The organism is Hymenobacter mellowenesis, from assembly GCF_030581005.1.
Classification (GTDB): domain Bacteria; phylum Bacteroidota; class Bacteroidia; order Cytophagales; family Hymenobacteraceae; genus Hymenobacter; species Hymenobacter mellowenesis.
In genome coordinates this window covers 647,318-671,353 of record NZ_JAUQSX010000001.1, presented here as the reverse complement: position 1 = coordinate 671,353, position 24,036 = coordinate 647,318, and the positions used below count along the sequence as shown (strand labels likewise).

The 24,036-nt window shown below is 62.9% G+C and carries 20 protein-coding genes and 1 riboswitch; of the genes, 4 read left to right on the top strand and 16 right to left on the bottom strand.

The window, feature by feature from the left end; all coding sequences use genetic code 11:
- Positions 1-27 precede the first annotated feature (27 nt).
- The 16 genes from Q5H92_RS02730 to Q5H92_RS02655 all read right to left on the bottom strand — a co-directional run bounded on the left by Q5H92_RS02730 (position 28) and on the right by Q5H92_RS02655 (position 18,631).
- Complete coding sequence (locus tag Q5H92_RS02730) at positions 28-633, bottom strand: gluconate 2-dehydrogenase subunit 3 family protein (protein ID WP_305009942.1); 606 nt, start codon at positions 631-633, stop codon at positions 28-30.
- Between the two features lie 240 nt (positions 634-873).
- Positions 874-1,026: an MFS transporter small subunit gene (locus Q5H92_RS02725; protein ID WP_305009941.1), complete on the bottom strand. Its 153-nt coding sequence runs from the start codon at positions 1,024-1,026 to the stop codon at positions 874-876.
- Positions 1,027-1,060: 34 nt separating this feature from the next.
- Complete coding sequence (locus tag Q5H92_RS02720; protein WP_305009940.1) at positions 1,061-2,470, bottom strand: L-lactate MFS transporter; 1,410 nt, start codon at positions 2,468-2,470, stop codon at positions 1,061-1,063.
- Between the two features lie 304 nt (positions 2,471-2,774).
- Positions 2,775-3,620, bottom strand: coding sequence for an SDR family oxidoreductase (locus Q5H92_RS02715; RefSeq protein WP_305010218.1), 846 nt, complete (start codon positions 3,618-3,620; stop codon positions 2,775-2,777).
- Positions 3,621-3,801: 181 nt separating this feature from the next.
- Positions 3,802-4,587, bottom strand: a complete 786-nt coding sequence (locus Q5H92_RS02710) for an aquaporin (RefSeq protein WP_305009939.1) — start codon at positions 4,585-4,587, stop codon at positions 3,802-3,804.
- 210 nt (positions 4,588-4,797) lie between these two features.
- Positions 4,798-5,982 (bottom strand): PA14 domain-containing protein, encoded by a 1,185-nt coding sequence (locus Q5H92_RS02705; RefSeq protein WP_305009937.1) that lies wholly within the window; start codon positions 5,980-5,982, stop codon positions 4,798-4,800.
- Between the two features lie 112 nt (positions 5,983-6,094).
- Positions 6,095-6,631, bottom strand: a complete 537-nt coding sequence (locus tag Q5H92_RS02700; RefSeq protein ID WP_305009935.1) for a hypothetical protein — start codon at positions 6,629-6,631, stop codon at positions 6,095-6,097.
- A gap of 28 nt (positions 6,632-6,659) precedes the next feature.
- Entirely contained in the window at positions 6,660-8,156 is a 1,497-nt protein-coding gene (locus Q5H92_RS02695; protein WP_305010217.1) for a glycosyltransferase family 39 protein, read from the bottom strand.
- Positions 8,157-8,304: 148 nt separating this feature from the next.
- Positions 8,305-8,745 (bottom strand): putative signal transducing protein, encoded by a 441-nt coding sequence (locus tag Q5H92_RS02690; protein WP_305009934.1) that lies wholly within the window; start codon positions 8,743-8,745, stop codon positions 8,305-8,307.
- A gap of 171 nt (positions 8,746-8,916) precedes the next feature.
- Complete coding sequence (locus tag Q5H92_RS02685) at positions 8,917-9,486, bottom strand: hypothetical protein (RefSeq protein WP_305009933.1); 570 nt, start codon at positions 9,484-9,486, stop codon at positions 8,917-8,919.
- Positions 9,487-9,535: 49 nt separating this feature from the next.
- Positions 9,536-10,117 (bottom strand): energy transducer TonB, encoded by a 582-nt coding sequence (locus tag Q5H92_RS02680; protein ID WP_305009932.1) that lies wholly within the window; start codon positions 10,115-10,117, stop codon positions 9,536-9,538.
- 98 nt (positions 10,118-10,215) lie between these two features.
- Positions 10,216-10,695, bottom strand: a complete 480-nt coding sequence (locus Q5H92_RS02675; RefSeq protein WP_305009931.1) for a tetratricopeptide repeat protein — start codon at positions 10,693-10,695, stop codon at positions 10,216-10,218.
- A 165-nt stretch (positions 10,696-10,860) separates the two neighbouring features.
- Complete coding sequence (gene metF, locus Q5H92_RS02670) at positions 10,861-11,817, bottom strand: methylenetetrahydrofolate reductase [NAD(P)H] (protein ID WP_305009930.1); 957 nt, start codon at positions 11,815-11,817, stop codon at positions 10,861-10,863.
- A 93-nt stretch (positions 11,818-11,910) separates the two neighbouring features.
- Positions 11,911-15,606: a methionine synthase gene (metH, locus tag Q5H92_RS02665; protein ID WP_305009928.1), complete on the bottom strand. Its 3,696-nt coding sequence runs from the start codon at positions 15,604-15,606 to the stop codon at positions 11,911-11,913.
- 72 nt (positions 15,607-15,678) lie between these two features.
- Positions 15,679-15,789: riboswitch (SAM riboswitch) on the bottom strand.
- Positions 15,790-16,166: 377 nt separating this feature from the next.
- Positions 16,167-17,390: a molybdopterin molybdotransferase MoeA gene (locus Q5H92_RS02660; protein WP_305009927.1), complete on the bottom strand. Its 1,224-nt coding sequence runs from the start codon at positions 17,388-17,390 to the stop codon at positions 16,167-16,169.
- A gap of 173 nt (positions 17,391-17,563) precedes the next feature.
- On the bottom strand, positions 17,564-18,631 hold the full coding sequence (locus Q5H92_RS02655; protein WP_305009926.1) for an SDR family oxidoreductase: 1,068 nt from the start codon (positions 18,629-18,631) through the stop codon (positions 17,564-17,566).
- A 258-nt stretch (positions 18,632-18,889) separates the two neighbouring features.
- Between Q5H92_RS02655 and moaC the strand changes: the two genes are divergently transcribed.
- From moaC to Q5H92_RS02635, 4 genes are all read left to right on the top strand, one after another.
- Positions 18,890-19,399, top strand: a complete 510-nt coding sequence (gene moaC / locus Q5H92_RS02650) for a cyclic pyranopterin monophosphate synthase MoaC (protein WP_305009925.1) — start codon at positions 18,890-18,892, stop codon at positions 19,397-19,399.
- An 8-nt stretch (positions 19,400-19,407) separates the two neighbouring features.
- Entirely contained in the window at positions 19,408-20,610 is a 1,203-nt protein-coding gene (locus tag Q5H92_RS02645; RefSeq protein WP_305009924.1) for an NTP transferase domain-containing protein, read from the top strand.
- 197 nt (positions 20,611-20,807) lie between these two features.
- Complete coding sequence (locus tag Q5H92_RS02640; protein ID WP_305009923.1) at positions 20,808-23,054, top strand: S41 family peptidase; 2,247 nt, start codon at positions 20,808-20,810, stop codon at positions 23,052-23,054.
- Between the two features lie 182 nt (positions 23,055-23,236).
- Positions 23,237-23,929 (top strand): porin family protein, encoded by a 693-nt coding sequence (locus Q5H92_RS02635; protein WP_305009922.1) that lies wholly within the window; start codon positions 23,237-23,239, stop codon positions 23,927-23,929.
- Positions 23,930-24,036 lie beyond the last annotated feature (107 nt).

Genomic DNA, 24,036 nt, shown 5'->3' with positions numbered 1-24,036 from the left:
AAGTCATTCACCCATTCACCCATTCACTCATTCACCCATTGCCACTTCCCGGTCTTCTTTTTCGTTGAGGCCGATTTTCGTCCAGGCGGGCAGGTCGGCCATGCCCACGTAGCCGATTTCTTCCTGGGCCAGCGGGTGGGCATAGTAAGTTTCTGTCAGCTCGGCTAGCAGCTCCTCGAAGAAGCGGCCGGCGTCCAGCGTGGCCCAGGTGGCGCCGGGCGGGTGGCCATCGGCCAGCGTCCGCAACACGGCATCCTGTTGGACAGCTTTCAGACCAATAAAATCAGCTTGGAACATAGCCTGCGCAATTTCCTGGATGCCGCCGAGGCCCAGGCGGTAGGCCTCGCGGTCGGGCGGCAGAGCGTCGTAGCGCCAGCCGTCGGCGCGGCCTTCGGCCAGGCGCTGGTCCACGGCCGGAGCCAGCGGGATGGGCTCGTCGGCGCGGTCGGGCTGGGGAAACAGGCGGGCGGCCACGGCTTCGAGCAGGGCGTAGGTTTCGGGGGCTAGCAGCTGGGGTGCGTAGGTGGCGGGCGCATCGAGCCGGGCTTGCAGGGCAGCGCGGGTGGCTTCGGAAACGTGCGCAGTATTGAGGAGGGCGCGCACGGTGCCGCTGGGGTATTCGGGAACGGGCATATAAAGGGCTTGGGCTGATGGCCGCGCCGCGGGAAATGGCTCAGCTAATAATTCCTTACGAGGGAAGGCCGGGTAAAGGGTGCAGGTTTTGGGGGATATTTCTTAAACAAAACCCACAAAAAAGCAGCCGACTTGGAGCCGGCTGCTTTCCTGAAAGAGCCTATTCTGGAAGCGGATGCTACATGAGCATGACGTTCTGTTGCTTTGTTTAACAGCTTCAATAAACCGAAGCAATTGGACTTACTTAAACAAAGCCAGGGCTTTGATAAAGGTTTGCGACACGCCCCAGGCCAGGGGCAGGCCCACCACCAGCCAGGCCAGCACCACCGAGCCGCCGGTGCCGGTATCGGCGGTGGCGGGTGCCGGGGCAGAGGAATTAGGTTGCGAAGTCATAAGTAGTTCGATTTATAGATTGGAAGACTGAGACTTAGTGCGCGCCGGGCTCTACTGTGACCGGGCCTTTTTCGTGGTACCGCTCGTTCACGGCCGTCACGATGATGTTGGCGATGAAGCCTACCACCAGCAGGCCGGCCATAGTGTAAAACACCGTTTGATAAGCCGCCGCGCCGGTAAAGCCTTCGGCCTTGCGGCTGTCGGAGAGGTAGTGCACGATGAGCGGGCCCAGCACCCCAGCCGTACTCCAGGCCGTGAGCAGGCGGCCGTGGATGGCGCCCACCTGGAACTTGCCAAAAAGGTCGGACAAATACGCCGGCGCCGTGGCAAAGCCGCCGCCGTACATGCTGATAATCACGCAGGCCACTACCACAAACAAGGTGAGTTGCAGGTTGTGGCCCAGCGTCGGAATCAGGGCGTACAGCAGAATGCCCAGGCCGAAATAGATGGCATACGCCACCTTCCGACCCAGCTTATCCGACGCCGACGACCAAAAGAAGCGCCCCAGCAAATTGAACAAGCTGAGCAAGCCCACAAAGCCGGCCGCCGCCGCTGCCGTTACGCCCTTGCCCGCGCCCATGGCCGTGTCCGAAAACGTCTCCTGAATGAGCGGCGAGGCCGTTTCGAGCACGCCGATGCCGGCCGTCACGTTGCAGAGCAGCACCACCCACAGCATCCAGAACTGCGGCGTTTTGATGGCGTTGTCGGCCGATACGTTGGCCGTGGTGATGAGGTCGTTGTGCTCGGTGCTGGGCACGTAGCCGGCCGGCTTCCAGTCATCGGCCGGCACCCGAATGGTCCAGACGCCGAACTGCATAAAAATCAAATAGATGATGCCCATCACGATGAACGTGGGGGCCACGCCCAGCGGGGCCGAATCCTTGAAGTGCGTCATCAGGTTGTTGGCCAGCGGCGAGCCAATCATGGCGCCGCCCCCAAAACCCATGATGGCCATGCCCGTGGCCACGCCCTTACGGTCGGGAAACCACTTGATGAGCGTGCTCACCGGCGAAATGTAGCCAATGCCCAGCCCGATGCCGCCCACAAAACCATACCCGAAATACAGCAGCCAGATGTTGTGCAGATGCACGCCCAGCGAGGCAATGAGAAAGCCGCCCCCAAAGCACAGCGACGACGCCAGCATGGCCTTTCGCGGCCCCACGCGCTCCAGCCACTTCCCGAAAATGGCCGCCGAAAGCCCCAGCAGCACAATGGCGATGGAAAACGTAATGCCGATTTGCAGCGGCGTCCAGTCGTCGGCCGCGGGCTTGGCCACGTCGAGGCTACGCAAGGCGCCCAGCGGCTTGTTGAACACGCTGAACGCGTAGGCCTGCCCAATAGCAAGGTGAATGGCCAGCGCGGCCGGCGGCACCAGCCAGCGGTTGTAGTTGGGGCCTGCCACGGTGCGGCTGCGGTCGAGCAGCGAAGAGGAATTGTCGGCCATAAGGGCTGGGAATGGAGGTGAAAGAAGCGTGAGGCGCTGGCTGTCAGCGCCAGCAGGTTGCGTGCGGGGCGTAGCAGCGGGTATAGGGTAACCGGCGGCTTGACAAGTTGATTATTGGGCTGCCGGAAAATTCAGTGAACTGGTGTAGAGTTTTTCATTGAGAATAAAAAAAGGCCGTCATGCTGAGCGCAGCCGAAGCATCTCTACCGCATTAGCAATTCAATCGACATGGATTAGTTGCGCAGTAGAGATGCTTCGGCTGCGCTCAGCATGACGGCCTTTTTCATCGCTACAGAACAAAGCGCTACTCGTCGCTGCTGAGCTTGCCGCCGGTCACGTGCACGAGGCTGCCGGTCATGAACGAGCCGTCCTGCGAGGCCAGCAGCACGTAGGCGGGCGCCAGTTCTTCGGGCTGGCCGGGGCGCTTGAGGGCGACTTCGTGGCCGAACTTGGCGATTTCCGCCCGCGGCATGGTGCCGGGGATGTTGGGCGTCCAGACCGGCCCCGGCACCACGCAGTTTACCCGAATGCCTTTCTCGCCCAGGTACAGCGCCAGCGACTTTGTAAGGGCATGAATGCCAGCCTTCGAGCACGAATAATCGACCAGAATGGGAATGCCCGTGATGCCCACAATGCTGCCCGTATTGATGATGCAGTCGTCCTTCTTCAAATGAGGAATTACGGCCTGCGCCATCCAGATGTAGCCCAGGATATTGGTGTCGAACGTGCGGCGGATTTGCTCTTCGGGAATCTCCTCAAACTTCTCCTGGCTGTTCTGGAAGGCCGCGTTATTCACCAGAATATTCAGCCCGCCCAGCTCGGCCAGGGTGCGGCGCACGGCCTGCTTGCACTGCTCCGGGTCGCGCACGTCGAGCTGCAGCAGCAGGCACTTGCGCTTCTCGCGCTCCACCAGCTGCTTGGTTTTTTCGGCGTCTTCCACGTTTTCGTTGAAGACCACGGCCACGTGGGCGCCCTCCTTGGCGAAGGCAATGGCCACGGACCGGCCAATGCCCGAGTCGGCCCCGGTAATGATGGCCACCTTGTCTTGAAGCTTACCGGCGGCCTTGTAGTTGGCTAGGTCCGAGTCAGGTTGCAGCTTCATGTCGGCTTGTTTGGCCGGATAGGGCAGCTTTTGGGCGGCGGCCTTCATGTCTTTGGCCGTGGGGCGGCGCTCGGCTTTGGCGGGGGCGGCTTTGGCCGCAGCGGCCGGTTTTTTGGTGGCGGGCTTGGCGGTGGCAGGTTTTTTGGTGGGCATGGCTGGAAGAAATAAGTTGCCCTGCATTACGCGAAAACCCTGGGAAAGGCTATCGGCCGATTCCTTTGCCGGGCGGCTACTGCGCCGCAGCGTCGGGGTATTGGGGTGGGCGCTCGGTGGGCGGGCGGCGCTGGCGGTAGCGGCGGTAGGCTTCGGCGGTAGCCCACATGGCCGCCAGCGGGCCCAGGAAATACAGCCACAAACCCGCCGCCTCACCGGAAGCCACGGCGGTGCCCAGCGTGCGGGCCGGGTTCAGGCTCATGCCCGACAGCGGCGACTCCACCACCACAAACACCGCCAGCAGCAGGCCGGCCAGTGCGCCTGTCCACTTTTTGCCCTGGGCCGAGTGCAGCGAACCCAACAGCCCCAGCATTAGCAAGCCCGAAATAAGCATTTCGGCCCCCAGTGCCAGCGCCCAGCCGTGGGTGGCATCGATGGGCTGAGTGGTATTGTGGTGAATGAGATGATGGCCAAACCACGGCGCCAGCGCCCACACCACGCCAAAGCCCGCCACCAGCGCCCCCACAAACTGCGCCAGCACATACCACAGCGCATCGGCCGTGCCGATGTGCCCCAGCTGCCAGAAGCCCAGCGTCACGGCCGGGTTGAAGTGAGCGCCCGAGCGTTTGCCCCAAGGCGAGTAGGCCATGACGACAATCAGCAGCCCTACCACCAGCCCCACGCCCACGCGCTGCACCCACTCCTGCGGCCCCAGTGCCCGCGCCGCAGCGGAGTCTGGGTGGTGAAATACCACCGCGGCCAAACTTGAAACCGTGAGAAAGGCCATCGGCCCACCGGCTTCCACCAGGTAGTGGCGCCAGTTTTGGCGCAGGGCCTGGGTCATGCGGGTGGCAAAAGCCATAGGATTAGGTCGGTCGGTACGCTGCTGCAACGTAGAAACCCGCGGCGGGTTGGCCGCGGGGCAGCATTGGCTCGGGCCCGGAGTTTGTTGTGAAAGCCATAGCGCCCGTCACGCTGAGCTTGTCGAAGCATCTCCACTGCGCAAGTAATTATTTGCTGCTGCGGTAAAGACGCTTCGACGAGCTCAGCGTGACGGGCGTTATATCTAGCCTCAAAGGCGGCGCAGGGCTACCCGGCGGTTGCGGGGGCGCTGGGCGGGGTCGGCGTTGTCGGCCACGGGCTGGGTGCCGCCGTAGCCCACGGGGCGCAGCTGTCCGGCTGCCACGCCGTGGGCCGTGAGGTAGAGGCACACCACCTCGGCGCGCTGCTGCGAAAGCTGGCGGTTCAGCTCGGCATTGCCCACGTTGTCGGTGTGGCCCTGTACCTCGAAGCGCAACTCGGGCTGGGCGTGCAGGGCAGCCGCCAGCCCGTCGAGGGCGGTGCGCACGGCCGGCAGCAGCCGCGCCTGGCCCTGGTCGAAATACAGGTCGGGCAATGTCACGGCCTCGCCCACGGCGAGGTTGGCCAGGCGCGCCGTGCGGTCAGAATCGGCTAAAACCAACGGCTTAGCTGCCGCGGGTATGATTGTTGGGGCTACTTTGGCAGGCGGCGGCATTTTGACTACCGGACGCGGAGGACGGAGGGTTCGGACGCGCGGCGCCGGGGTTGGAGCAGGCGTGATGGGCTGGGGCTTCTTTGCTGCCAGGGCGGGAGGGGCGGCCGGAGCAGGCGCTGGCGCTGGGGGGGGAGGACTCGCGCGCTTTGCTACCGGCCTGGGGTTATTCCTGAATAAGTAGGCGGTAGAAATGGGCCGGGGGCCAGGCTTTTCGGCGGCAACGCCCCAAAGGTTTCGCCAGGAAGAGGACGCTGCCGTGAGCGAAGCCGGCAGCTCCCAGGTGACAAAAACGCGGGTATCGAAGCTGTATTGGCAATAATCGACCCGCAGGCGGTACGGCTCGCCGGCCCGGAGCTCCACCGTGGCGGTGTAGTTGCTTTGGACCTGGCCCCGCCACTCGTTGAGCAGCATTCGGTCGTTCAGCCACAGCCGAATGCCGTCGTCGACGGTCACATGGAAAATGTATTTGCCGCTGGCCGGCGGCACCAGCCAGCCCGTCCAGCGCACCGAAAATTGCTCCGCCGGGAGCCCCGGCGCGGGCGGCTGCTGGCCCCAGTTGAAATTAATGGTGGCATCACGCCGGGTCAGAACGAATTTTTCAAAATCCGTGCCTTCGTAGTAGTCGCCGCGCAAGCCGTTGCCGGCGGGTTGTGCCTGAGCATGCGCAGCAAGTGTTGCCAGCAGCAGGGGCAACAGCGCCAGCAGTTGCCGGAGGCCGCGACGGTTAGTGAGCCATTTCATGCCTTGAATAACGACTCCTGCAAGGAATAAAGTATTCGCGGCCGGCAAGCCAATCAGCCGCCACCAGAAAGTAGCTCAACCATAAGCCTGCATGTAGGCGGGCGCTTTGCCGCTACCACAGCTCCGTCAGGCGGAGGTCGTCGATGTACACCGGGCCTTCCGAATTGGCTGCCAGCTCGATGGTCAGCTCGCTGTCGGGGCTGGTGTTGTTCGGCAAGTCAACGTCGAGGCTGATGTGTTTCCAGGCCTGATAAGGGCCGGCATCGGCGGCAAACATCGATTGCTGCAAGGCCGGGGCCGCGGTGCCAGGGTTGCGGATGGACAAAACCACGGCGGCATCAGCTCCAAAGTCCGGCGCCCAGGCCCACGCGCTCAGCGTGAATCGGCGCGGCCGGTGGTCGCTCAGCTGCCCCAGCCGGACGTGGTAGAGCCGGGCCCGCCGGTGCTGGCCATCGACGCGCATGGCAAACCGGCCGGTGTGCGCTTTTTCGGTCGTCATGGCCGGAGCCGGAGCCTTGTGTCGCTCAAACCCGGTGTACACCAGCAGGTGTTGCGCCACATCGGCGCGGCCGTCGCGCGGGTGGCAGCCTGCCACCCCCAACAGCCCGCCCAATGCCGCTAGCAGCCCGATTTTACAAGAATTATTCATTGCTCACACGCTAACAAAGTCACGATGCTTACCAGGGCTGCCGGTGGTTGCGCCGCCGCAAAACCACGGCTGGCTGCTGCCCCACCAGCTCGAAGCCCGCGGCCAGCGCGGCGTGCTGCGGGGCCAGGCGCGCATACACGGCCGGTGCCATTATCAGGTAATCGAGGTGGTCGATGGCCATGCGCTTCAGTAGGGCATCGGCCGTTACCTGCGCCGTGTCGGGGGCTTGCCATATCTGGCCGCGGCGGTCAAAGTAGACCGGGCCCAGGTTGGGGGCCGGTTCGTTGAACAACAGAATGGTGGCCGTGGCAGGCACGTGCAGGCGGGCCAGCTCGGCCGCGCCGCCGCGCATCCAGAGGTGCCCGTAGGGGGTGAAGGGCGGGTAGTCGTCGCTCATGCGGCGGTGCAGGTGCTTGTAGGCGCGCACCAACGAGAAAACCACCAGCACCGCCAGCCCCAAGCGCATGATGCGGCCCACCGTGCCCTGGTAGCGGCCCAGGTTCAGCAGGGCCAGCAGCAGCAGCAAAATGGCCGGCGGAAACAGCGAGCAAATCATATAGTAGTCGTGGTCGCGAAACTGCGCGCCCATGAGCTGCACAAACAGCCCTGCCACGGCCAGCGCGGCCAGTAGCAGCAGCGTCAGGGGCAGGTAGTGGCGCAGGTTGCGCCGCGCAAAAACCACCAGCAGCCCCCCCGCTATGCCCAGGGCCGCATATTGCCACAGGGCCGCGTACTGGCCAGACCACATGTTGTGCACGTTTCGTACCACCTCGTGCCGCGTCTGCGGGTCGGTTATGGGCCGGGCTTCGGCCAGAAACATGGAGGACTGGTACGTGGCGTTCAGGTATTGTGTGCGGAAATAAACCCCAGCAATTGCCCCCAGCACCCCCAGCGCCACCCCCAAAAAGTAGAGCCGTTGGCGAAAGCTGAGCAGGTCGGGATATAAAAAGCACCACAGCGAAGTGATGCCCAGCACCGCCCCCAGGTGTAGCAGCACGGTGGTTTTGATAAGCGCCGCCAGCCCCAGTACCAGCAGCGCCGTCAGCAGGTCGGCAAATTGGCGCCGGTCCATAAACCGCAGCCAATAGTAATAGCCAATAAAGCTAAGGCTGAGGCTAAAAGGGTCGGGCAAGGTGCTGACGGCGTAGAAGCCAAAAGCCGGCGAAACCAGCAGAAAAACGCCCGGCACCAGCCCGGCCACAAAGTTGCCGGTGCGCTCATACACCAACCGGAACAGGTAGAAGAATCCCAGCAGCACCATGGCCACATCCAGCAGCCGGAAAAGAATGCCAATATTTTCGCGCCCAAACACCAAGCCGCCCAAAGCGGCGAGGTAGGCCTGCAGCGGGAATTCGACCCCGGTGATGCCGCCGATGGAGGACAGGTTGGAGGTGCGGGGCGTGAAAAACTGAAAACCGTAGTCGTAGAAATTGATGGCCAACGCCAGGCGGTCGGCCTGCGCCCAGGCATGAATGCCGTCGGGCAGCTTGGCCAGGTAAGGCACGTACAGAATAGCCCCGGTCACCAAAAAAAACAGGCCCGCTGCAGCATGGTAAGGGCTTAGCCGAAGCCGTTGCTTCAGTGCGATAAAAACCCCCATTCAAAACAAATTAACGGTAATCGGATGCTCAGCATACCGTCAAAAGTACGGCAAAAGCCGGCAGCGCCGGCCGCTACTTAAACTCGTTCCCGCAATGGAAACAGTGGAAGCGGTTGCCCCGCACCGGGTAACGCAGCAGCACCGACAGCAGCCCCGACCACAGCCCGTAGGTGTTGCGCGTGGCCGGCCCCCACGCCACGTTCGACGACCCGCAGCGCGGGCACCGGGGCGTCACGGGGTCGGGCGCATCGGCCGCGAAGGAGGCCACATCGGGCTCAGTAGATGGTGGCACCGGCTCGTGGTGCAAAATCTCCAGCGCCTTCTCCGCATCGCGCCGCATCACATAAAGCCGCACGCCGCCCGTGATGGGACTGTAGAGCGGCAGCAGCGACACCAGATTCTCATTGCTCAGAAAGCACGGGATGTCCGCCGCCTCCAGCCGGGTGCGGGCCAAGTTGGCGGCCATCGGCTCGTAAAACGACTCGAGGAAAACAACGGAATCGGGGTTTTCCATGCGGAAAGGGCTGTGGCTGTCTGAGGTCAAAAAGGAAAAAGCACGTCATGCCGAGCGCAGCGAAGCATCTTTACTGCGATAGTAAATGAATTGCGTTGCGCGGTAAAGATGCTTCGCTGCGCTCGGCATGACGTGCTTTTTCACACAGCCTTCTACCTACCAATCTTAACTTTATTTCCCTTGTTGCTTGGTAGCCTCGCTAATGCCCGAGGCCGTGTGGCCGGCCTGCAGCGTCACCCATTCGGCCTGGCGGGCCCGGATGGCCACTTCGTAGCGGGCCGGCATGTCGAGCCGAATCTGCTTGAGCTGGTCGTTCAGGCGCTGGTACACGGCGCGAGCGTAGTCCCAGTCGCGGTCGGTCCAGGTGGCGCGCTCGGTGCGGGCCGTCCGGATAAATTGGGCGTAAGCGTTGGGCAGGTCGGCCGGGGTCAGGGCATTCACCTGGCCCGAATAGGGGCCCAGCAGCTTGGTTTCCATGGCAATTTGCTGGCGCGGGTCGAGGGGGCGCGAGCGGCGGGCGCGGTTGGCGGCGTCGTAGCGGGCCGTGGCCTTGCCTACGTTGGCAATTTTGCGGGTAGCTTTTCCGGCCAGGGTATCGAGCTCGCGGCCGGCGTTGCGGGCGGCGGCGCGGCGCTCGTTGGGCGTCGAGTCGCAGCCCGTAAGCAGGGCGGCGGCCAGCGCCAGGCCCGAAAACAACCGCACGCCGCGGCTAGCGGCAAACCCTTCAAATTGGTGATTCATAGCAAGCCATTAAAAGTAGCAGGACGGGCCGAAAGCAGCCCGCCGCCTTCTACGGCTGCGCCAGGCGAAAGGTCAGCGTCAGCTCGTACTCGGCGGCCACGGCATGGCTACCCACCCGGGCCGGAATCCACTCGTTGGGAATGGTGCGCGCCACGCGCAGGGCTTCCTGGTCGCAGCCGCCCCCGATGCTGCGCAGCACCCGGTGCCCGCTGGTGCGCCCCAGCGTATCGACGGCAAACCCGACCGTCACCTGGCCCTGAATGTTGCGTTCCTGGGCCTGCAGCGGGTACTGCAGCTGGGTGGTGTACACGGCCAGGGCCGGGTCGCCGCCGATGAACAGCGGCGGGCGGTCCACGGCGTGGCGCTGCCACTGGCCGGGCGTCGCCTCAATGTTGTAAATGAACTCGCCGCTGGGCCGGAAGTACAGCAGTTCGTTGGTGGAGTGGTCGTAGCGCTGCACCACCACCCGCTCTTTCGAGGCCGTGTAGCCGTAGTATTCCCACACGCCCACTTTGGTGCGCCGGTCCAACTGGCCACTTTCCCATTTGGTGGTGTGCAGCTTTTGCGCATTAGCCGTCAGCGTCAACGATAGCAGGATAAGCTGGCAAAACGTGTAAATATAATTATTCATAGTAGCACGGGTATTGAAGAATGAGAAATTGCCGGTGGTGCGGTCCCAAACGTTTGCTGGAGCCTAAGGTAGCAAAATCTTCTTCTTTTCCGATGTTACTATTCCAGCCCGCCGCCGTCGGCTAGGCGTTCACGCAGGTGGAGCTGCTGCTCCTGCAGGCCCGCCATGTGCGGGCAAACGGCTGACAACCGGTTTAGTACCCGCAGGGCGTGCCCGAGGTCGCCCAGCTGGCGCAGGATGCTGGCCTGCCCCCACAGCGCCCCAAAGTGCCGGGGCTCGCGCCGCAGCGTCTCGGCAATATCAAGCAGCGACGCCCGGTATTCGCCCCGCAGATAGTAGGCCGTGGCGCGCTTATTCCAAGCCTCGGCAAACTCCGGCTTGAGTTGAATTATTCGGGTAAAATGTTTAATGGCCAGCGTGTGGTCTTCGGCTTGCAAAGCGCGCATGCCAGCTTCCAACTCTTTGTCGATGGCTACGTCGCCGCTCGTCAGCCATACCTGCCAGATGCCGCTTTGCAAGGCTTCAATCTCGGCCGGCGCCGTGGCCGTGCGCAACTGGGCAAACAGGTCGTCGAGCATTTTCTAGAAGGGATTGATAGAATAAATCAAAAAAAGAACGTCATGCTGAGCGCAGCTGAAGCATCTCTACCGCAATAGTATATAGTTACTTATGTGGTAGAGATGCTTCGGCTGCGCTCAGCATGACGTTCTGCGTTACGTTTTACTACCGACGTTTGATTCGACCTAAAACAGCTCCGCGGCTACGCGCCGGATGCTTTCCGACTTGCCCATGCTGTAGTAGTGCAGGCAGGGCACGCCGTGGGCCATCAGTTCGCGGCTCTGGTTGAGGCACCACTCGATGCCGATGGCGCGGGCGGCTTCGTTGTCGCGGCACTGGCTCACGGCTTCCACCAGCGGCTCGGGCAGGTTGAGGTAGAAGGAGCGGGGCAGCATCGAGAGCTGGCTCTTGGTGGTGAGCGGCTTGAGGCCCGGAATGATGGGCACGTGGATACCGGCCGCCCGGCACAGCTTCTCAAAACGAAAAAACTCCTCGTTGTCGAAGAACATCTGCGTCACGATGTAGTCGGCGCCGCGGTCCACCTTGTGCTTGAGGTAGCGGATGTCGGCGTTGTAGTTAGGCGCTTCGAAGTGCTTTTCGGGGTAGCCGGCCGTGCCGATGCAGAAGTTGGTGGCCCAGGTATCGTCCTGTTCCTCGTCCAGATACTCGCCCTTGTTTAGGTTGGCCACCTGGCCGATGAGGTCGCAGGCGTAGGCGTGGCCGTCGGGCTCGGGTTTGAAGACGCCTTCCGATTTGATGGGGTCGCCGCGCAGGGCCAGAATGGAGTCGATGCCCAGGAAATGCAGGTCGATGAGGGCATTCTCGGTTTCTTCCTTCGTGAAGCCGCCGCAGATAAGGTGCGGCACGGTGTCCACATCGAACCGGTTTTTGATGGCCGCGCAGATGCCCACGGTGCCGGGGCGGCGGCGCACGGTTTTTTTCTCCAGCAGGCCGTTGGGGTGGTGGCGGTACACGTACTCCTCGCGGTGGTAGGTCACGTCGATGAACGGCGGCTTGAACTCCATCAGCGGCTCGATATTCGAAAAGAGCGTGTGGATGTTTTCGCCCTTTTTGGGCGGCAGCACCTCAAAGGAGAAGAGGGTTTTGCCGTTGGCGCGGGCGAGGTGGTCGGTAACTCTCATATAGGTAGCGTGGACTCTGCGAGTCCGCGCATGGAAGCGTGAGGGCAATAATTGAGGTTGGTGCAGGCGCGGACTCGCAGAGTCCACGCTACGTTACTTCGGCTCGTAGTTCAGGTTGGGCATTAGCCAGCGCTCCAACTCGGCCAGCGGCATGTGCTTCCGTTGGGCGATGTCGGCCACCTGGTCTACGCCAATGCGGCCGAGGCCGAAATACCGCGAACCCGGGTGGGCATAGTACATGCCGCTTACCGAGGAGGCCGGGTACATGGCCAGGTTTTCGGTGAGGGTGATGCCGGTTTTGCCCTCCGCATCCAGCAGTTGGAAAAGGGTGATTTTCTCGGTGTGGTCGGGGCAGCCGGGGTAGCCGGGCGCCGGGCGCACGCCGCGGTATTTCTCCTGCACGAGGTCTTCGTTGGTGAGGTGCTCGTCGGGCGCGTAGCCCCAGAACTCGCGGCGCACCCGCTCGTGCAGGCGCTCGGCGAAGGCTTCGGCCAGGCGGTCGGCCAGGGCCTTCACCATGATGCTGGAGTAGTCGTCGTGGTCGGCTTCGTACTGCTCAATGAGCTTTTCGATGCCAATGCCGGCCGTGACGGCGAACCCGCCCAAGTAGTCGGCGCGGCCCGATTCTTTCGGGGCCAGGAAATCGGAGAAGGCGATATTGGGGATTTTCGGCCCCTTCTCGCCCTGCTGGCGCAGCGTGAAAAACTCAGTAGCTACGGACTCGCGCGAGTCGTCGGCGTAGATTTCGATGGTGTCGTAATCCTTGGTATTGGCTGGCCAGAAGCCCAGCACCGCGCGAGCCGTGAGCAGCTTCCCGTCGATAATGCGCGTGAGCATGGCCTGGGCGTCGGCAAACAATTTGGTAGCGGCTTCGCCCAGCGTTTCATCTTCCAGAATGCGCGGGTAGCGCCCCTTCAGCTCCCAGGTGTGGAAGAAAGGCGTCCAGTCGATGTACTGAGCCAACTCCGCGAGGTCGTAGTCTTCGAGCACTTTAGTGCCGAGGAAGCTGGGCTTGGTAATCGAAACCGTGTGCCAGTTCGACTTAAAGCCGTTGGCGCGGGCGGCTTCAATTGTCAGGTAGCTTTTGTCGCGCTGGCGGCTGGCGTAGTCGGCGCGCAGGGCGGCGTAGTCGTCGGCCACGGTCTGGGCGTAGGCCCGTTCGCCTGAGCCGAGCAGGCCGGCCGCCACGCCCACCGAGCGCGAGGCATCATTCACATGCACCACCGCGCCGCTGTAGGAGGGCGCGATTTTCACGGCTGTATGCAGGCGTGAGGTGGTGGCGCCGCCGATGAGCAGGGGGATTTTCAGGCCGCGCTTTTCCATGGCCTGGGCCACGTACACCATCTCATCAAGCGAGGGCGTGATGAGGCCGGAAAGTCCAATCACGTCCACCTGCTGCTTCTGGGCTTCGTCCAGAATGCGTTCCAGCGGCACCATCACGCCGAGGTCGATGATGTCGAAATTATTGCAGGCCAGCACTACGCCCACAATGTTCTTGCCGATGTCGTGCACGTCGCCTTTCACCGTCGCCATCAGGATTTTGCCGGCCGTCTGGCGGTCCGAGCCCTGCTTGTCGGCCAAGAGGTAGGGCTCTAAGTAAGCCACGGCCTTCTTCATCACGCGGGCCGATTTCACTACCTGCGGCAGAAACATCTTGCCGGCCCCAAACAGGTCGCCCACCACGTTCATCCCGGCCATCAGCGGGCCCTCAATCACCTCCAGCGGCCGCCCAACTTGCTGGCGCACTTCTTCGGTGTCCTCGTCGATGAACTCGGTGATGCCCTTCACCAGCGCGTGTTGCAGGCGGTCCCACACGGGGAGGCTGCGCCACTCGTCGGCTTTCACTTCGGCCTTGTCTTTCTGCTTCACCGTGTCGGCAAATTCCACGAGGCGCTCGGTGGCATCGGCGCGGCGGTTGAGTAGCACGTCTTCGGCCAGTTCGAGCAGGTTGGGCTCGATTTCATCGTACACGCCCAACTGGCCGGGGTTTACGATACCCATGTCCAGGCCGGCTTTAATGGCGTGGTAGAGGAAGGCCGTGTGCATAGCCTCGCGCACCACGTCGTTGCCGCGGAACGAGAACGAAATATTCGAAATGCCGCCGCTGGTGAGCGCGCCGGGCAGATTATGCTTAATCCAGCGCACGGCTTCGATAAAGTCGAGCGCGTAGTTGCGGTGCTCGTCCATGCCCGTGCCCACGGTCAGGATGTTGGGGTCGAAAATGATGTCGGATGGGTCGAAACCCACTTCCTTGGTCAGGATATTGTAGCTGCGCTGGCAGATTTCGATGCGGCGTTCCAGGGAGTCGGCCTGGCCGTTTTCGTCGAAGGCCATCACCACCACGGCCGCGCCGTACTGGCGCACTGTGTGGGCCCGCTCGCGGAATGCCGCCTCGCCCTCTTTCAGCGAAATCGAGTTCACGATGCTCTTGCCCTGCACGCATTTCAGGCCGGCTTCGAGCACACTCCACTTCGAGGAGTCAATCATCACCGGCACTCGGGCAATATCGGGTTCCGAGGCGATGAGGTGCAGGAACGTCGTCATCACCTGCTCCGAATCGAGCATACCCTCATCCATGTTGATGTCGAGCACCTGCGCACCTTCCTCCACCTGCAGGCGGGCCACGGCCAGCGCTTCCTCATAGGCGCCGGTGCGAATGAGACGGGCGAAAGCGCGCGAACCGGTCACGTTGCAGCGCTCGCCCACGTTCACGAACAGGCTTTCCTCTTTGATGGTAAACGGTTCCAGCCCGCTCAGACGCGTGGTGGCCGGCACTTCGGTGGGCAGCTGGCGGGGCTGATATTTCTCGGCCAACTTGCTCAGCTCGGCAATGTGCTGGGGCGTGGTGCCACAACAGCCGCCCACCACCGTCACGATGCCTTCCTTTAGGTATTCCTCCACCAGCGCGGCGAATTCCTGCGCTGATTCGTCGTAGCCGCCAAAAGCATTGGGCAGGCCGGCGTTGGGGTAGGCCGAGATGTGGACGTCGGAAATGCGGCTCAGCTCCTGCACGTACTGGCGAAGCTGGTCGGCCCCGAGGGCGCAGTTCAGGCCCACGCTCAGCAATGGCAGGTGGCGAATACTGTTCCAGAAGGCCTCCACCGTCTGGCCGCTCAGCGTGCGGCCCGAGGCGTCGGTAATCGTGCCCGAAATCATGATGGGCACCACGCGGCCTCTCTCGTCGAAGAACTTCTGCACGGCGTAGAGGGCCGCTTTGGCGTTCAGCGTGTCGAAGATGGTTTCGATGAGTAGCGTGTCCACGCCGCCGTCCACGAGGCCGCGCACCTGCTCCAGGTAGGCGGTGGCCAGCTCATCGAAGGTCACGGCGCGGAAGCCGGGCCGGTTCACATCGGGCGAGAGCGAGGCGGTGCGATTGGTGGGGCCCACTGCGCCGGCCACGAAGCGCGGTCGCTCGGGCGTACTGTACTCGTCGGCGGCCTCGCGGGCCAGGCGGGCTGATTCGTAGTTCAGCTCGTACACCACGTGCTCCAGGCCGTAGTCGGCCTGCGCAATGGTGGTGCCGCTGAAGGTATTGGTTTCCACCATATCGGCCCCGGCGGCGAAGTATTCGGCGTGGATGCCCTTAATGATGTCGGGCCGCGTGATGCTCAGCAGGTCGTTGTTGCCGCGCAGGGGCTTGGGGTGGTCGGCAAAGCGAGTGCCCCGGAAATCCTCCTCGGTCAGCGGATGGTGCTGAATCATGGTGCCCATCGCGCCGTCGAGAATGAGCAGGCGCTGGCGGAGCAGCTCGGGAAGAGGAGAAGGGGCGGCGAGGGTGGCAGTGGACATTTCTTATCTGGGGCGAATAGCTACGTAAGCGCGTATCCAGAAAGAAACCCAGGCGCGGGCGCACGGTTCCGGCTGTCATCTTCTTTCACCAAAAAAAACGCGGTGAAACGGGAGTTGGCACCTACTCGTGGTAGGTTGCCAAGACGTCATCGGGCCCGGTCCCTCGGTCTTTCTGGATAGCAGCGTAAGGCGAAGATACAACGCAACCACAAAAACGGCTCTGCGCCGGGCCGGGGCCGAAAAAGTGCGGCCCCGGCCCGCGCCAGGTGAGGCGCGGGCCGGGGCCGGCTGGCGTAGCGAAAAGAACGGAAGCTAATCTTTCTTCACGCAGTTTGGGACGGTTTTGCCGTCCTTTTTCTTGGTGCCATCCTGCTCGTAGCCTTTCCAGCAGGGGTCTTTTTTGGCGGTGCTTGCTTTTTTCGTCGGCATAATCGGGATGGGTTGCGGTGAGAAAAAAGACGGTGGCCAATGCGCCGGGCCACCCTCCACACTCAGCCGCTGGCGCTGCGACTCCCGCGGGTTTACGCAGCCTTTTCCCCGAGGTTTTGAAACCTTTTGGCTTACAATGCCCATGCTGGCCATACTGAACCTGCTGCAAACACCGCCGGCTCGGGCGGCAGCTCCAGAAACGCAGTGGCGCCCACCAGCCCCATCATATCGCCGGAGCCGCCCACACGGAGCGGGGTAGCTAGGTGGCGGCCGTCGGTATCCACAGTCAGGCGCACGGGCACAAAGTGCGTTAGTTGGGGTTTGAACTGAATATCCACCGTGAGCATGGCCGGTTGAGGCGCTTCGATAGCGGCGACGGTTTCGGGCGCGCCTTCGGGCTGCTGCACAGCGCGCAGCCAGGGCCGCACGTAGCGGCAGGCCGTGATGAAGGTAGAAACCGGGTTGCCAGGCAGCCCGAACACCACCGGGCCATTGGCCCGCGCCCCAAACCAGAGCGGCTTGCCCGGTCGCTGCTGCACTTCGTGGAAAATTTCTTCGACGTGCAACTCGCGCAGCAGGCCGGGCAGGTGGTCGGCGCGGCCCTTGCTCACGGCTCCGCTCAGCACCACGGCATCGAAGCCCGCCCCGAGGATTTTGGCGAGGCCGTCGCGCAGCTCATCCAGCGAGTCGGAGAGGTGAAACAGCGACACATCGGCGCCCGCCTGCGCAAACAGGGCCTGCAGCGCATACACGTTGGACCGCCGAATCTGGTGCGCCAGGGGCGTTTCCTGAATGCCCACCAACTCATCGCCGGTGCTCACCACGGCTACGCGGGCGTTGCGCGTTACCTGCATTTCGGCGGCGCCCACAGTAGCGGCCACGGCCAGCTCGGCGGGGCCGAGGCGGGTGCCGGCCGGTAACAGCGCATCGCCCGCGTGGCGGTCAGCGGCCTGGTGGTGGATGTTGACGCCGGGCGCCTCGGGCGGCGGAATCTGAATGCTGGCGCGGTTATCGGCCAGCAAAATGTCCTCGTAGCGAATAACCACATCGGTACCGGCGGGCAGTACCGCGCCGGTCATCACCTCCACCGCCTGGCCCGGGCTGAGCAGCGGGCGGGGCGGGGCCCCGGCATACTGCGCGTGCTGAATGTCGAACGCTGTCTGGCCGCCGGCCCAGGCAGCGTGGGCCACCGCAATGCCGTCCATGGCCACCCGGTTGAAGGGCGGGAAGTCGCGGTCAGCTGTCAGCGTTTCGGCCAGCATGCGCCCGGCGGCGTGGGGCAGGGCCACGGTTTCGGGCAGCAGCGGGCGGGCAGTGGCGAGGACGCGGGCGGTGGCTTCGGCGGGAGTGAGCATGGGGCGGATTTGTGGCAGTGTGGAGTATTGGGAGGTCAAAGAAAACAGAACGTCATGCTGAGCGTAGCCGAAGCATCTCTATCGTGTAGGTAATCAATGCGATTGGGTTACTACTGCGGTGGAGATGCTTCGACTGCGCTCAGCATGACGTTCTGGATGGTTTTGTGTCGGCTCTACGGAATCAGCCGGTCTTCGCGCAGCTTGGCAAATAAATCAAAAAACGAATCTTCCGTCGATTGAAACACGGTGAAGCCCCGTTTGCGACTGTTGGCCATATCGGTCATCACTTCAATGGGCCGGCCCAGGTCCAAATCGGTGTGCCAGGGCGAAGCCAGGCGGCTCAACTCGGTTTCGGCCAAGCCATGCTTGGTGGCGATTTCGCGCCACAAGTCGGCATCGCCCGCCATCTCGGCTTCCAAAGGATGAATGCTGCCATCGAAGCCCACGGCTTCCACGCCAAACCATTCGGCCAGGCGGCCCCACAGCTGGCTCCAACGGAAAATGTCGCCATTCACCACGTTGTAGGCTTCGTTGCGAGCGGCGTCGGTAGTGGCAGCCCACAATAGCTGCTTGGCAATGACACGGGCATCGGTCACGTCCGAAAGGCCTTCCCATTGCGCTTTCGAGCCGGGCCAGCGGAATGGTCGACCAGTGGCTTTGCAAATGCTGGCGTACACGGCCAGCGTGGTGCCTAGGTTCATGAGGTTGCCCACGGCCTTGCCGATGATGGTGTGCGGCCGGTGGATGCTCCAGGTGAAGCCGTCGCGCGCAGCGGCGGCATACACTTCGTCTTCCTGGGCGTAGTAAAAGTTGTCGAGCGCCAGCCGGGGCTGGCTTTCGCGCAACGGCGTGGGCGGGGCCACGCCGCCGCTCACGTAGGCTTCAAACGGTCCGAGGTAGTGCTTCAGGCCGGTAACGAGGGCCACGTGCTGCACCGAGTGCTTTGGGCCTAGCACGGCCAGCAGGTTGCGCACCATGGCACTATTCACGCGGATGTTTTCGGCCTCGGTGTCGTTGCGCATCCAGCTGGTAATGAACACATGCGTAGGCTTGATGTCGGCCAGGACCGTTTCGAGGCTAGCCACATCCATGAGGTCGGCGGCTACGGGCTGCAGGCCGGCGATGTCGGTGCCGGGGCGGCGGGCTAGGCCGTAGGTGGTCCAGTTGTTGGCCAGCAGCTCCTGGGCCAAGTTGCTGCCGATGATGCCACTGGCACCCACGACTAATGCGGTATTGCTCATAAAAATCAGGGGAAAGGAAACGGCTCGGACGAGCCGGCGCGGCGAAATTCGCCGGAACTGCCGGGGATGTTTGGCCCGGCGGTGGGTAGAAAACGGGTGGCGGGCCCAATAGTTTGCGGCAAAACAATGAGCGTAGCGCGGACTTTGTAGTCCGCGAGTCAGACGTGAGTCGGAAGCGTTAAAACATTGCGCAACGAAACAGCGCACTCGCGGACTACAAAGTCCGCGCTGCAAATTGCCCAACGATTAGACGCAATTATGCGTCTCTACAGCCCTATGCTCACCAAAAACTTCACCCACGTTAACGCCGCCAATCAGCCCACGATGGTGGATGTCGGCCAGAAAACGCCCACCCGCCGCGTGGCCCGCGCCCACTGCCGCGTGGTGCTGGGCGAGGAGCTGCTGAGCCGTGTGCAGGCTGGCGAAATGCCTTCGCACAAAGGGCCAGTTATCCACACGGCCATCTTGGCGGGCATCATGGGCGCCAAAAAAACGGCCGACCTCATCCCCCTCTGCCATCCGCTGGGACTCGATGATTGCAGCATCACCATCGAGCCCGACGGCCCCGCCGCCCTGCGCGTGGTGTGCACCGCCGTGGTCACGGGCCGCACCGGTGTGGAGATGGAGGCCCTGACCGGCGCTACCGTGGCCGCCCTCACCATCTACGACATGTGCAAGGCTTTTTCGCACGACATTTCTATTGAAAGCGTCCAGCTTATCGAGAAAACCGGCGGCAAAAAGGACTTTCATCGGCCCGAAAATTCGTAAATTCCGACATGGAAAACCCGGCAAACTCAACCATAAAACGCTTCAAGCACGCCGCCCTTACCCGCCCCGACGTGGGCGAATTTGGCAGGGCAGAGCTGGCCATTCTGGGCGCGCCCTGCGGCGATATTCAAACACTGGTGGCCCGCCTACTGCCGCACCTCGCCCCGCAACTGCGCGTGGCCTACGTGGATGCCGACCACGCCGCCGACGACTCCGCCGCCGCTGAAGAAACATCAGTTGCTCCCGCCAAACCGGTGCCCTACGTAGCCGAAAACGGCCTTTCGGCCGAGCTGGTTGATAAAATAAAGTACCGCCAGCTTAACCTTACGCGGGCGCTGGACCGCTTCTCGCAGCCCGAATTATTGGCCCACGAAAGCGTGGTACTGGTGAATGGCAACCACTTCCGCGCCCGCCAGCAGGTCGTCATCGTCGACCCGCGCAAGCCGCTGGATAAGAAGCTCGACCGCCTCACCGACGTACGCCTGATTCTGCTGGCCGAGGGCCAGACGGAGCTGCCAGGCGTGCTCACCGAGCACCTTAGCGCCGCGCCGCTGCCGCCCGTGCTGCCCTTCAACGACACGGCTAAAATTGCCGCTTTCATCCGGCAATGGTACCAGCTAGCGGTGCCGGTGCTGCGCGGCCTCGTGCTGGCCGGCGGCCGCAGCGAGCGTATGCAAACCGACAAGGGTGCGCTGCACTACCACGGCCTCGACCAGCGCCAGCACACTGCCGCGCTGCTCAGCGAGTTCTGCCCTGACGTGCGCGTTTCCGTCCGCCCCGACCAGGCGGTCGACCTGCCCGCTGGCCTCACGGCGCTGCCCGATACGTTCCTGGGCCTGGGCCCGCTGGGCGGCATCCTCTCCGCCTTCCAGGCCGACCCGAATGCGGCGTGGCTGGTGCTGGCCTGCGACTTGCCCTTCCTCACCCGCGACACGCTGGAATACCTGGTGAGCAACCGCCAGCCGGCGCGTATGGCCACGTCGTTTCGTAGCCCGTGGGATGAGTTTCCGGAGCCGCTGGTGAGCATCTGGGAGCCGCGCAGCTACGGGCAGCTGCTGCGGTTTCTGAGTATGGGCTACTCTTGCCCGCGCAAGGCGCTTATCAACTCCGATATTGAGCTGCTGGCCCCGCCCGCGCCCGGCGAGTTGCGCAATGTGAACACGCCGGAGGAGCGCGCCGCCGCCGAGCAGGAACTGGAGCCGCGCCGGTAGCTTTTATCAGGAGCCGCTTGGGTGTTATGCAGAGCGCAGCGAAGCATCTTTACCTCGATAGTAATCCAATCAATTGAGTTACTATCGAGGTAAAGATGCTTCGCTGCGCTCTGCACGATGTTCTGGTGTTAGCCATAACCGGAGGAAAACCACGGCCGCCTGCCACCTTGCAGCCGCGTTCAGCCTCTCTACTTCTGATGAAACACTTCTGCTTATTCTTGGCACTGCTGCTGGCCGTGCGCACGGCCGCCCCGGCCCAAACCACCCCTGCGCCGAACTTGGATTTCGAGCGCATCGACCGCCAGACCGGCCGGCTCGCTGATTGGTGGGCGCAGCCCAACGGAGTCTACGAGATGGCCGCCGACTCGGTGGTGCGCCACCAGGGCCAGTACTCGCTGCGCATCCGGTCGGCGAACAAGAAGCCGGACAGCAAGGAGTTCGGAGTGGCTACGCTGCGGATTCCGGCCAGCTTTCGGGGCAAAATCATCAAGCTCACGGGCTTTATGAAAACCGAAAACATCCGGGGCAGCTACGCCGGCCTCTGGATGCGGGTGGACGGCGACCAGGAAACCATTGACTTCCAGAATACCAGCAAGCTCAACGTGCAAGGCACCACCGACTGGACGCCTTACACCATCGATCTCAGCTTGGGCACCGAAGCCCGGGCGGTGCTGCTCGGCGGCCTCACGCCCGGCACCGGCACGCTGTGGCTCGACGACTTTGTGCTGACCGTGGACGGCCAGCCACTCTCCCAAGCCCCGGCCCAGGTAATTAAGCAATACAAGGCCGCGCAGGACACCGCTTTCCGGCGCCGCTCCGGCATCGCGCTCGATAACCTGAGCCCGGCCCAAATCGAAAACCTGGCCGTGCTGGGCCGGGTCTGGGGCTTCGTGAAATACTACCACCCGGCCGTGGCCCGCGGCGACTACAACTGGGACGCCGAACTGCTCCGCGTGTTGCCCCGGGTGCTCAGCAGCCCCGGCGCGCCGGCCCGCAACGCGGTGCTGAGTGCCTGGCTCGCTGGCCTCGGGCCGGTGCCGGCCTGCACCACCTGCCGCGAGCCCGGCGGCGATACCATCCGCCTCCGGCCCGACCTGGCCTGGCTCACCGACGAAAAGACGCTGGGCCCCGCCCTGAGCCGGCAGCTGGAATACCTGCGCCTCAACCGCAACCAAGGGCCGCACTACTACGTGCGCGCTGCCCAGGCCGGCAACCCTGTTTTCCGGCACGAGCAAGCCTATGCCCACACCGCCATTCCCGATGCCGGTCTGCGCCTGCTGGCCCTGTACCGCTACTGGAACATGGTGCAGTATTTCTTCCCCTACCGCTACGCCATCGGCGAGGATTGGAAGCAGATTTTACCCGAGTTTATTCCTCAATTCGCCACCGCCACCACCGCCGAAAACTACCACCTGGCGGCCCTGCGCCTCATTGCCCGCGTGCACGATACGCACGCCAACATCTACGGCGACAAGGTATTAGATAATTACTTCGGCCTGCTCCGCCCGGCCGTGCAGGTGCGTTTCGTGGAAGGCCAGGCCGTGGTAACTGCCTACTACGACGCCAAGCTGGGCCCCGCCACCGGCCTGCGCCCCGGCGACGTGCTGCTGAAAGTAGACGGCAACGACGTGGCCGATTTCGTGCAGGCCCGCCGGGAACTCACGCCCGCTTCCAACGAGCCCACCCAAATGCGCAACATCGCCCGCGAGATGCTGCTCAGCCACGCCCCGCACCTGGCCCTGACGGTGCGCCGCGAGGGCAAGCTGCGCACATTTCGGGTGGACTGCTACCCGGCTCGCGAACTGCGCAACATGGCCATCGAATCGGGCACGCCCGACCCACAGGCCCCGGCCTGGCGCCTGCTGCCCGACAATATCGGCCTGCTCACCATTGGCACGCTGCGCAAAAGCCAAGTTCCGGACATTATGCAGGCTGCCCAACGCACCAAAGGCCTCATCATCGACCTGCGCAACTACCCCGCCGACTTCGTGATATTCGATGTGGCGCAGTACCTAATGCCCCAAAAAACCGTTTTTGTAAAGTTCAGTGGCCCCCGGCTCACTTACCCGGGCCTGTTCCCGATAGTGACGCCGGAGTTGGTGTCGGCCAGTCCGGGCACGCCCTACGCCGGCAAGGTTGTGATTTTGGTGAATGAGCTGACGCAGAGCAGCGCCGAGTACCACGCCATGGCCTTCCGCGCCGCGCCGCGGGCCGTGGTAGTGGGCAGCACCACGGCCGGGGCCGACGGCAACGTGTCCAGCATCACGCTGCCCGGCAACATTTCCACCACAATAACCGGCCTGGGCGTGTACTACCCCGACGGCCGCGAAACCCAGCGCGTCGGCATCGTGCCCGACGTGGTGGTGACGCCTACCATCGAGGGCATTCGCGCCGGGCGCGACGAGGTGCTGGAACGCGCCGTGCAACTGATTGAAACCCGGTAGCTTGCTACCAACTGCACCAGGCGGTGGACTTTGTGCAGGCCCAAAATAGCCGTTCTGCCGACGGTTATTTTTTGTGCCTGCGTTCCAGATAATTATTCGGGCAATGGGCGTTGGGAGCCTGCGTTGGCACGTTTTTGAATAATGAGCCCGCGTTACGCTTTACCAACCAACCTTATTTCTTTATGAAAAAGACTGCAATCGTAGCCGCCGCGCTTCTGGCCGTGGCCGCTGTTTCTTCGGCGCAGGCGCAGGACGTGCGCTTTGGCCTGCGCGCCGGCGCCAACTATTCCAACCTGGCTGGCGACGTCAAAAACGAAGCGACCTACAACAACAAAGTCGGCTTCCTGGGCGGCGTGATGGTGAACGTGCCCGTCACCAGCGACGGATTTTTCTCAGTGCAGCCCGAGGTGCTCTACTCGCAAAAAGGCTTCGAAAACAAACCCACCGAGTACACCAGCCTGCTCGGCACCAAGCAGAAGCGCGAAGGCCAGGTGAACTACAACTACCTCGACGTGCCGGTGCTGCTGAAAATCAACGCCGGCGGCTTTATTGCCGAAGCCGGCCCGCAATACTCCTACCTCATCAGCGCCAACGACGAAACAAAAGTCACCACCACCTCGGCCCTGAACGGCACGCCCACCACCACCGAATCGCAGAACAAGCGCAACGTGAGCGGCCTCAACCGCAACGAGCTGGGCTACCTGGCCGGCATCGGCTACCAGGCCGACAACGGCCTGAGCCTGAACCTGCGCTACACCGGCGCCTTCAGCGACTTCGTGAAATCCGACAACGGCAACTATTTCAACGGCGACCTGAAAAACGCCCGCCACTCCGCGTTTCAATTATCGTTGGGGTATCTGATTGCGGGCAAGTAAGCTGAAATCAAACAAAACGTCATGCTGAGCGCAGCCGAAGCATCTCTACCGCAGCAGTAATTATTTGCGTTGCGCGGTAGAGATGCTTCGGCTGCGCTCAGCATGAC

What these genes read in the sequence shown, in the direction of transcription:
- Q5H92_RS02675 (WP_305009931.1), bottom strand. Translation starts at nt 10,695, where the DNA reads ATGCTCGACGACCTGTTTGCCCAGTTGCGCACGGCCACGGCGCCGGCC.
- Q5H92_RS02715 (WP_305010218.1), bottom strand. Translation starts at nt 3,620, where the DNA reads ATGAAGGCCGCCGCCCAAAAGCTGCCCTATCCGGCCAAACAAGCCGAC.
- metH (WP_305009928.1), bottom strand. Translation starts at nt 15,606, where the DNA reads ATGTCCACTGCCACCCTCGCCGCCCCTTCTCCTCTTCCCGAGCTGCTC.
- moaC (WP_305009925.1), top strand. Translation starts at nt 18,890, where the DNA reads ATGCGTCTCTACAGCCCTATGCTCACCAAAAACTTCACCCACGTTAAC.
- Q5H92_RS02655 (WP_305009926.1), bottom strand. Translation starts at nt 18,631, where the DNA reads ATGAGCAATACCGCATTAGTCGTGGGTGCCAGTGGCATCATCGGCAGC.
- Q5H92_RS02710 (WP_305009939.1), bottom strand. Translation starts at nt 4,587, where the DNA reads ATGGCTTTTGCCACCCGCATGACCCAGGCCCTGCGCCAAAACTGGCGC.
- Q5H92_RS02635 (WP_305009922.1), top strand. Translation starts at nt 23,237, where the DNA reads ATGAAAAAGACTGCAATCGTAGCCGCCGCGCTTCTGGCCGTGGCCGCT.
- Q5H92_RS02730 (WP_305009942.1), bottom strand. Translation starts at nt 633, where the DNA reads ATGCCCGTTCCCGAATACCCCAGCGGCACCGTGCGCGCCCTCCTCAAT.
- Q5H92_RS02685 (WP_305009933.1), bottom strand. Translation starts at nt 9,486, where the DNA reads ATGAATCACCAATTTGAAGGGTTTGCCGCTAGCCGCGGCGTGCGGTTG.
- Q5H92_RS02680 (WP_305009932.1), bottom strand. Translation starts at nt 10,117, where the DNA reads ATGAATAATTATATTTACACGTTTTGCCAGCTTATCCTGCTATCGTTG.
- Q5H92_RS02705 (WP_305009937.1), bottom strand. Translation starts at nt 5,982, where the DNA reads ATGAAATGGCTCACTAACCGTCGCGGCCTCCGGCAACTGCTGGCGCTG.
- Q5H92_RS02640 (WP_305009923.1), top strand. Translation starts at nt 20,808, where the DNA reads ATGAAACACTTCTGCTTATTCTTGGCACTGCTGCTGGCCGTGCGCACG.
- Q5H92_RS02690 (WP_305009934.1), bottom strand. Translation starts at nt 8,745, where the DNA reads ATGGAAAACCCCGATTCCGTTGTTTTCCTCGAGTCGTTTTACGAGCCG.
- Q5H92_RS02700 (WP_305009935.1), bottom strand. Translation starts at nt 6,631, where the DNA reads ATGAATAATTCTTGTAAAATCGGGCTGCTAGCGGCATTGGGCGGGCTG.
- Q5H92_RS02645 (WP_305009924.1), top strand. Translation starts at nt 19,408, where the DNA reads ATGGAAAACCCGGCAAACTCAACCATAAAACGCTTCAAGCACGCCGCC.
- Q5H92_RS02660 (WP_305009927.1), bottom strand. Translation starts at nt 17,390, where the DNA reads ATGCTCACTCCCGCCGAAGCCACCGCCCGCGTCCTCGCCACTGCCCGC.
- Q5H92_RS02720 (WP_305009940.1), bottom strand. Translation starts at nt 2,470, where the DNA reads ATGGCCGACAATTCCTCTTCGCTGCTCGACCGCAGCCGCACCGTGGCA.
- Q5H92_RS02725 (WP_305009941.1), bottom strand. Translation starts at nt 1,026, where the DNA reads ATGACTTCGCAACCTAATTCCTCTGCCCCGGCACCCGCCACCGCCGAT.
- metF (WP_305009930.1), bottom strand. Translation starts at nt 11,817, where the DNA reads ATGAGAGTTACCGACCACCTCGCCCGCGCCAACGGCAAAACCCTCTTC.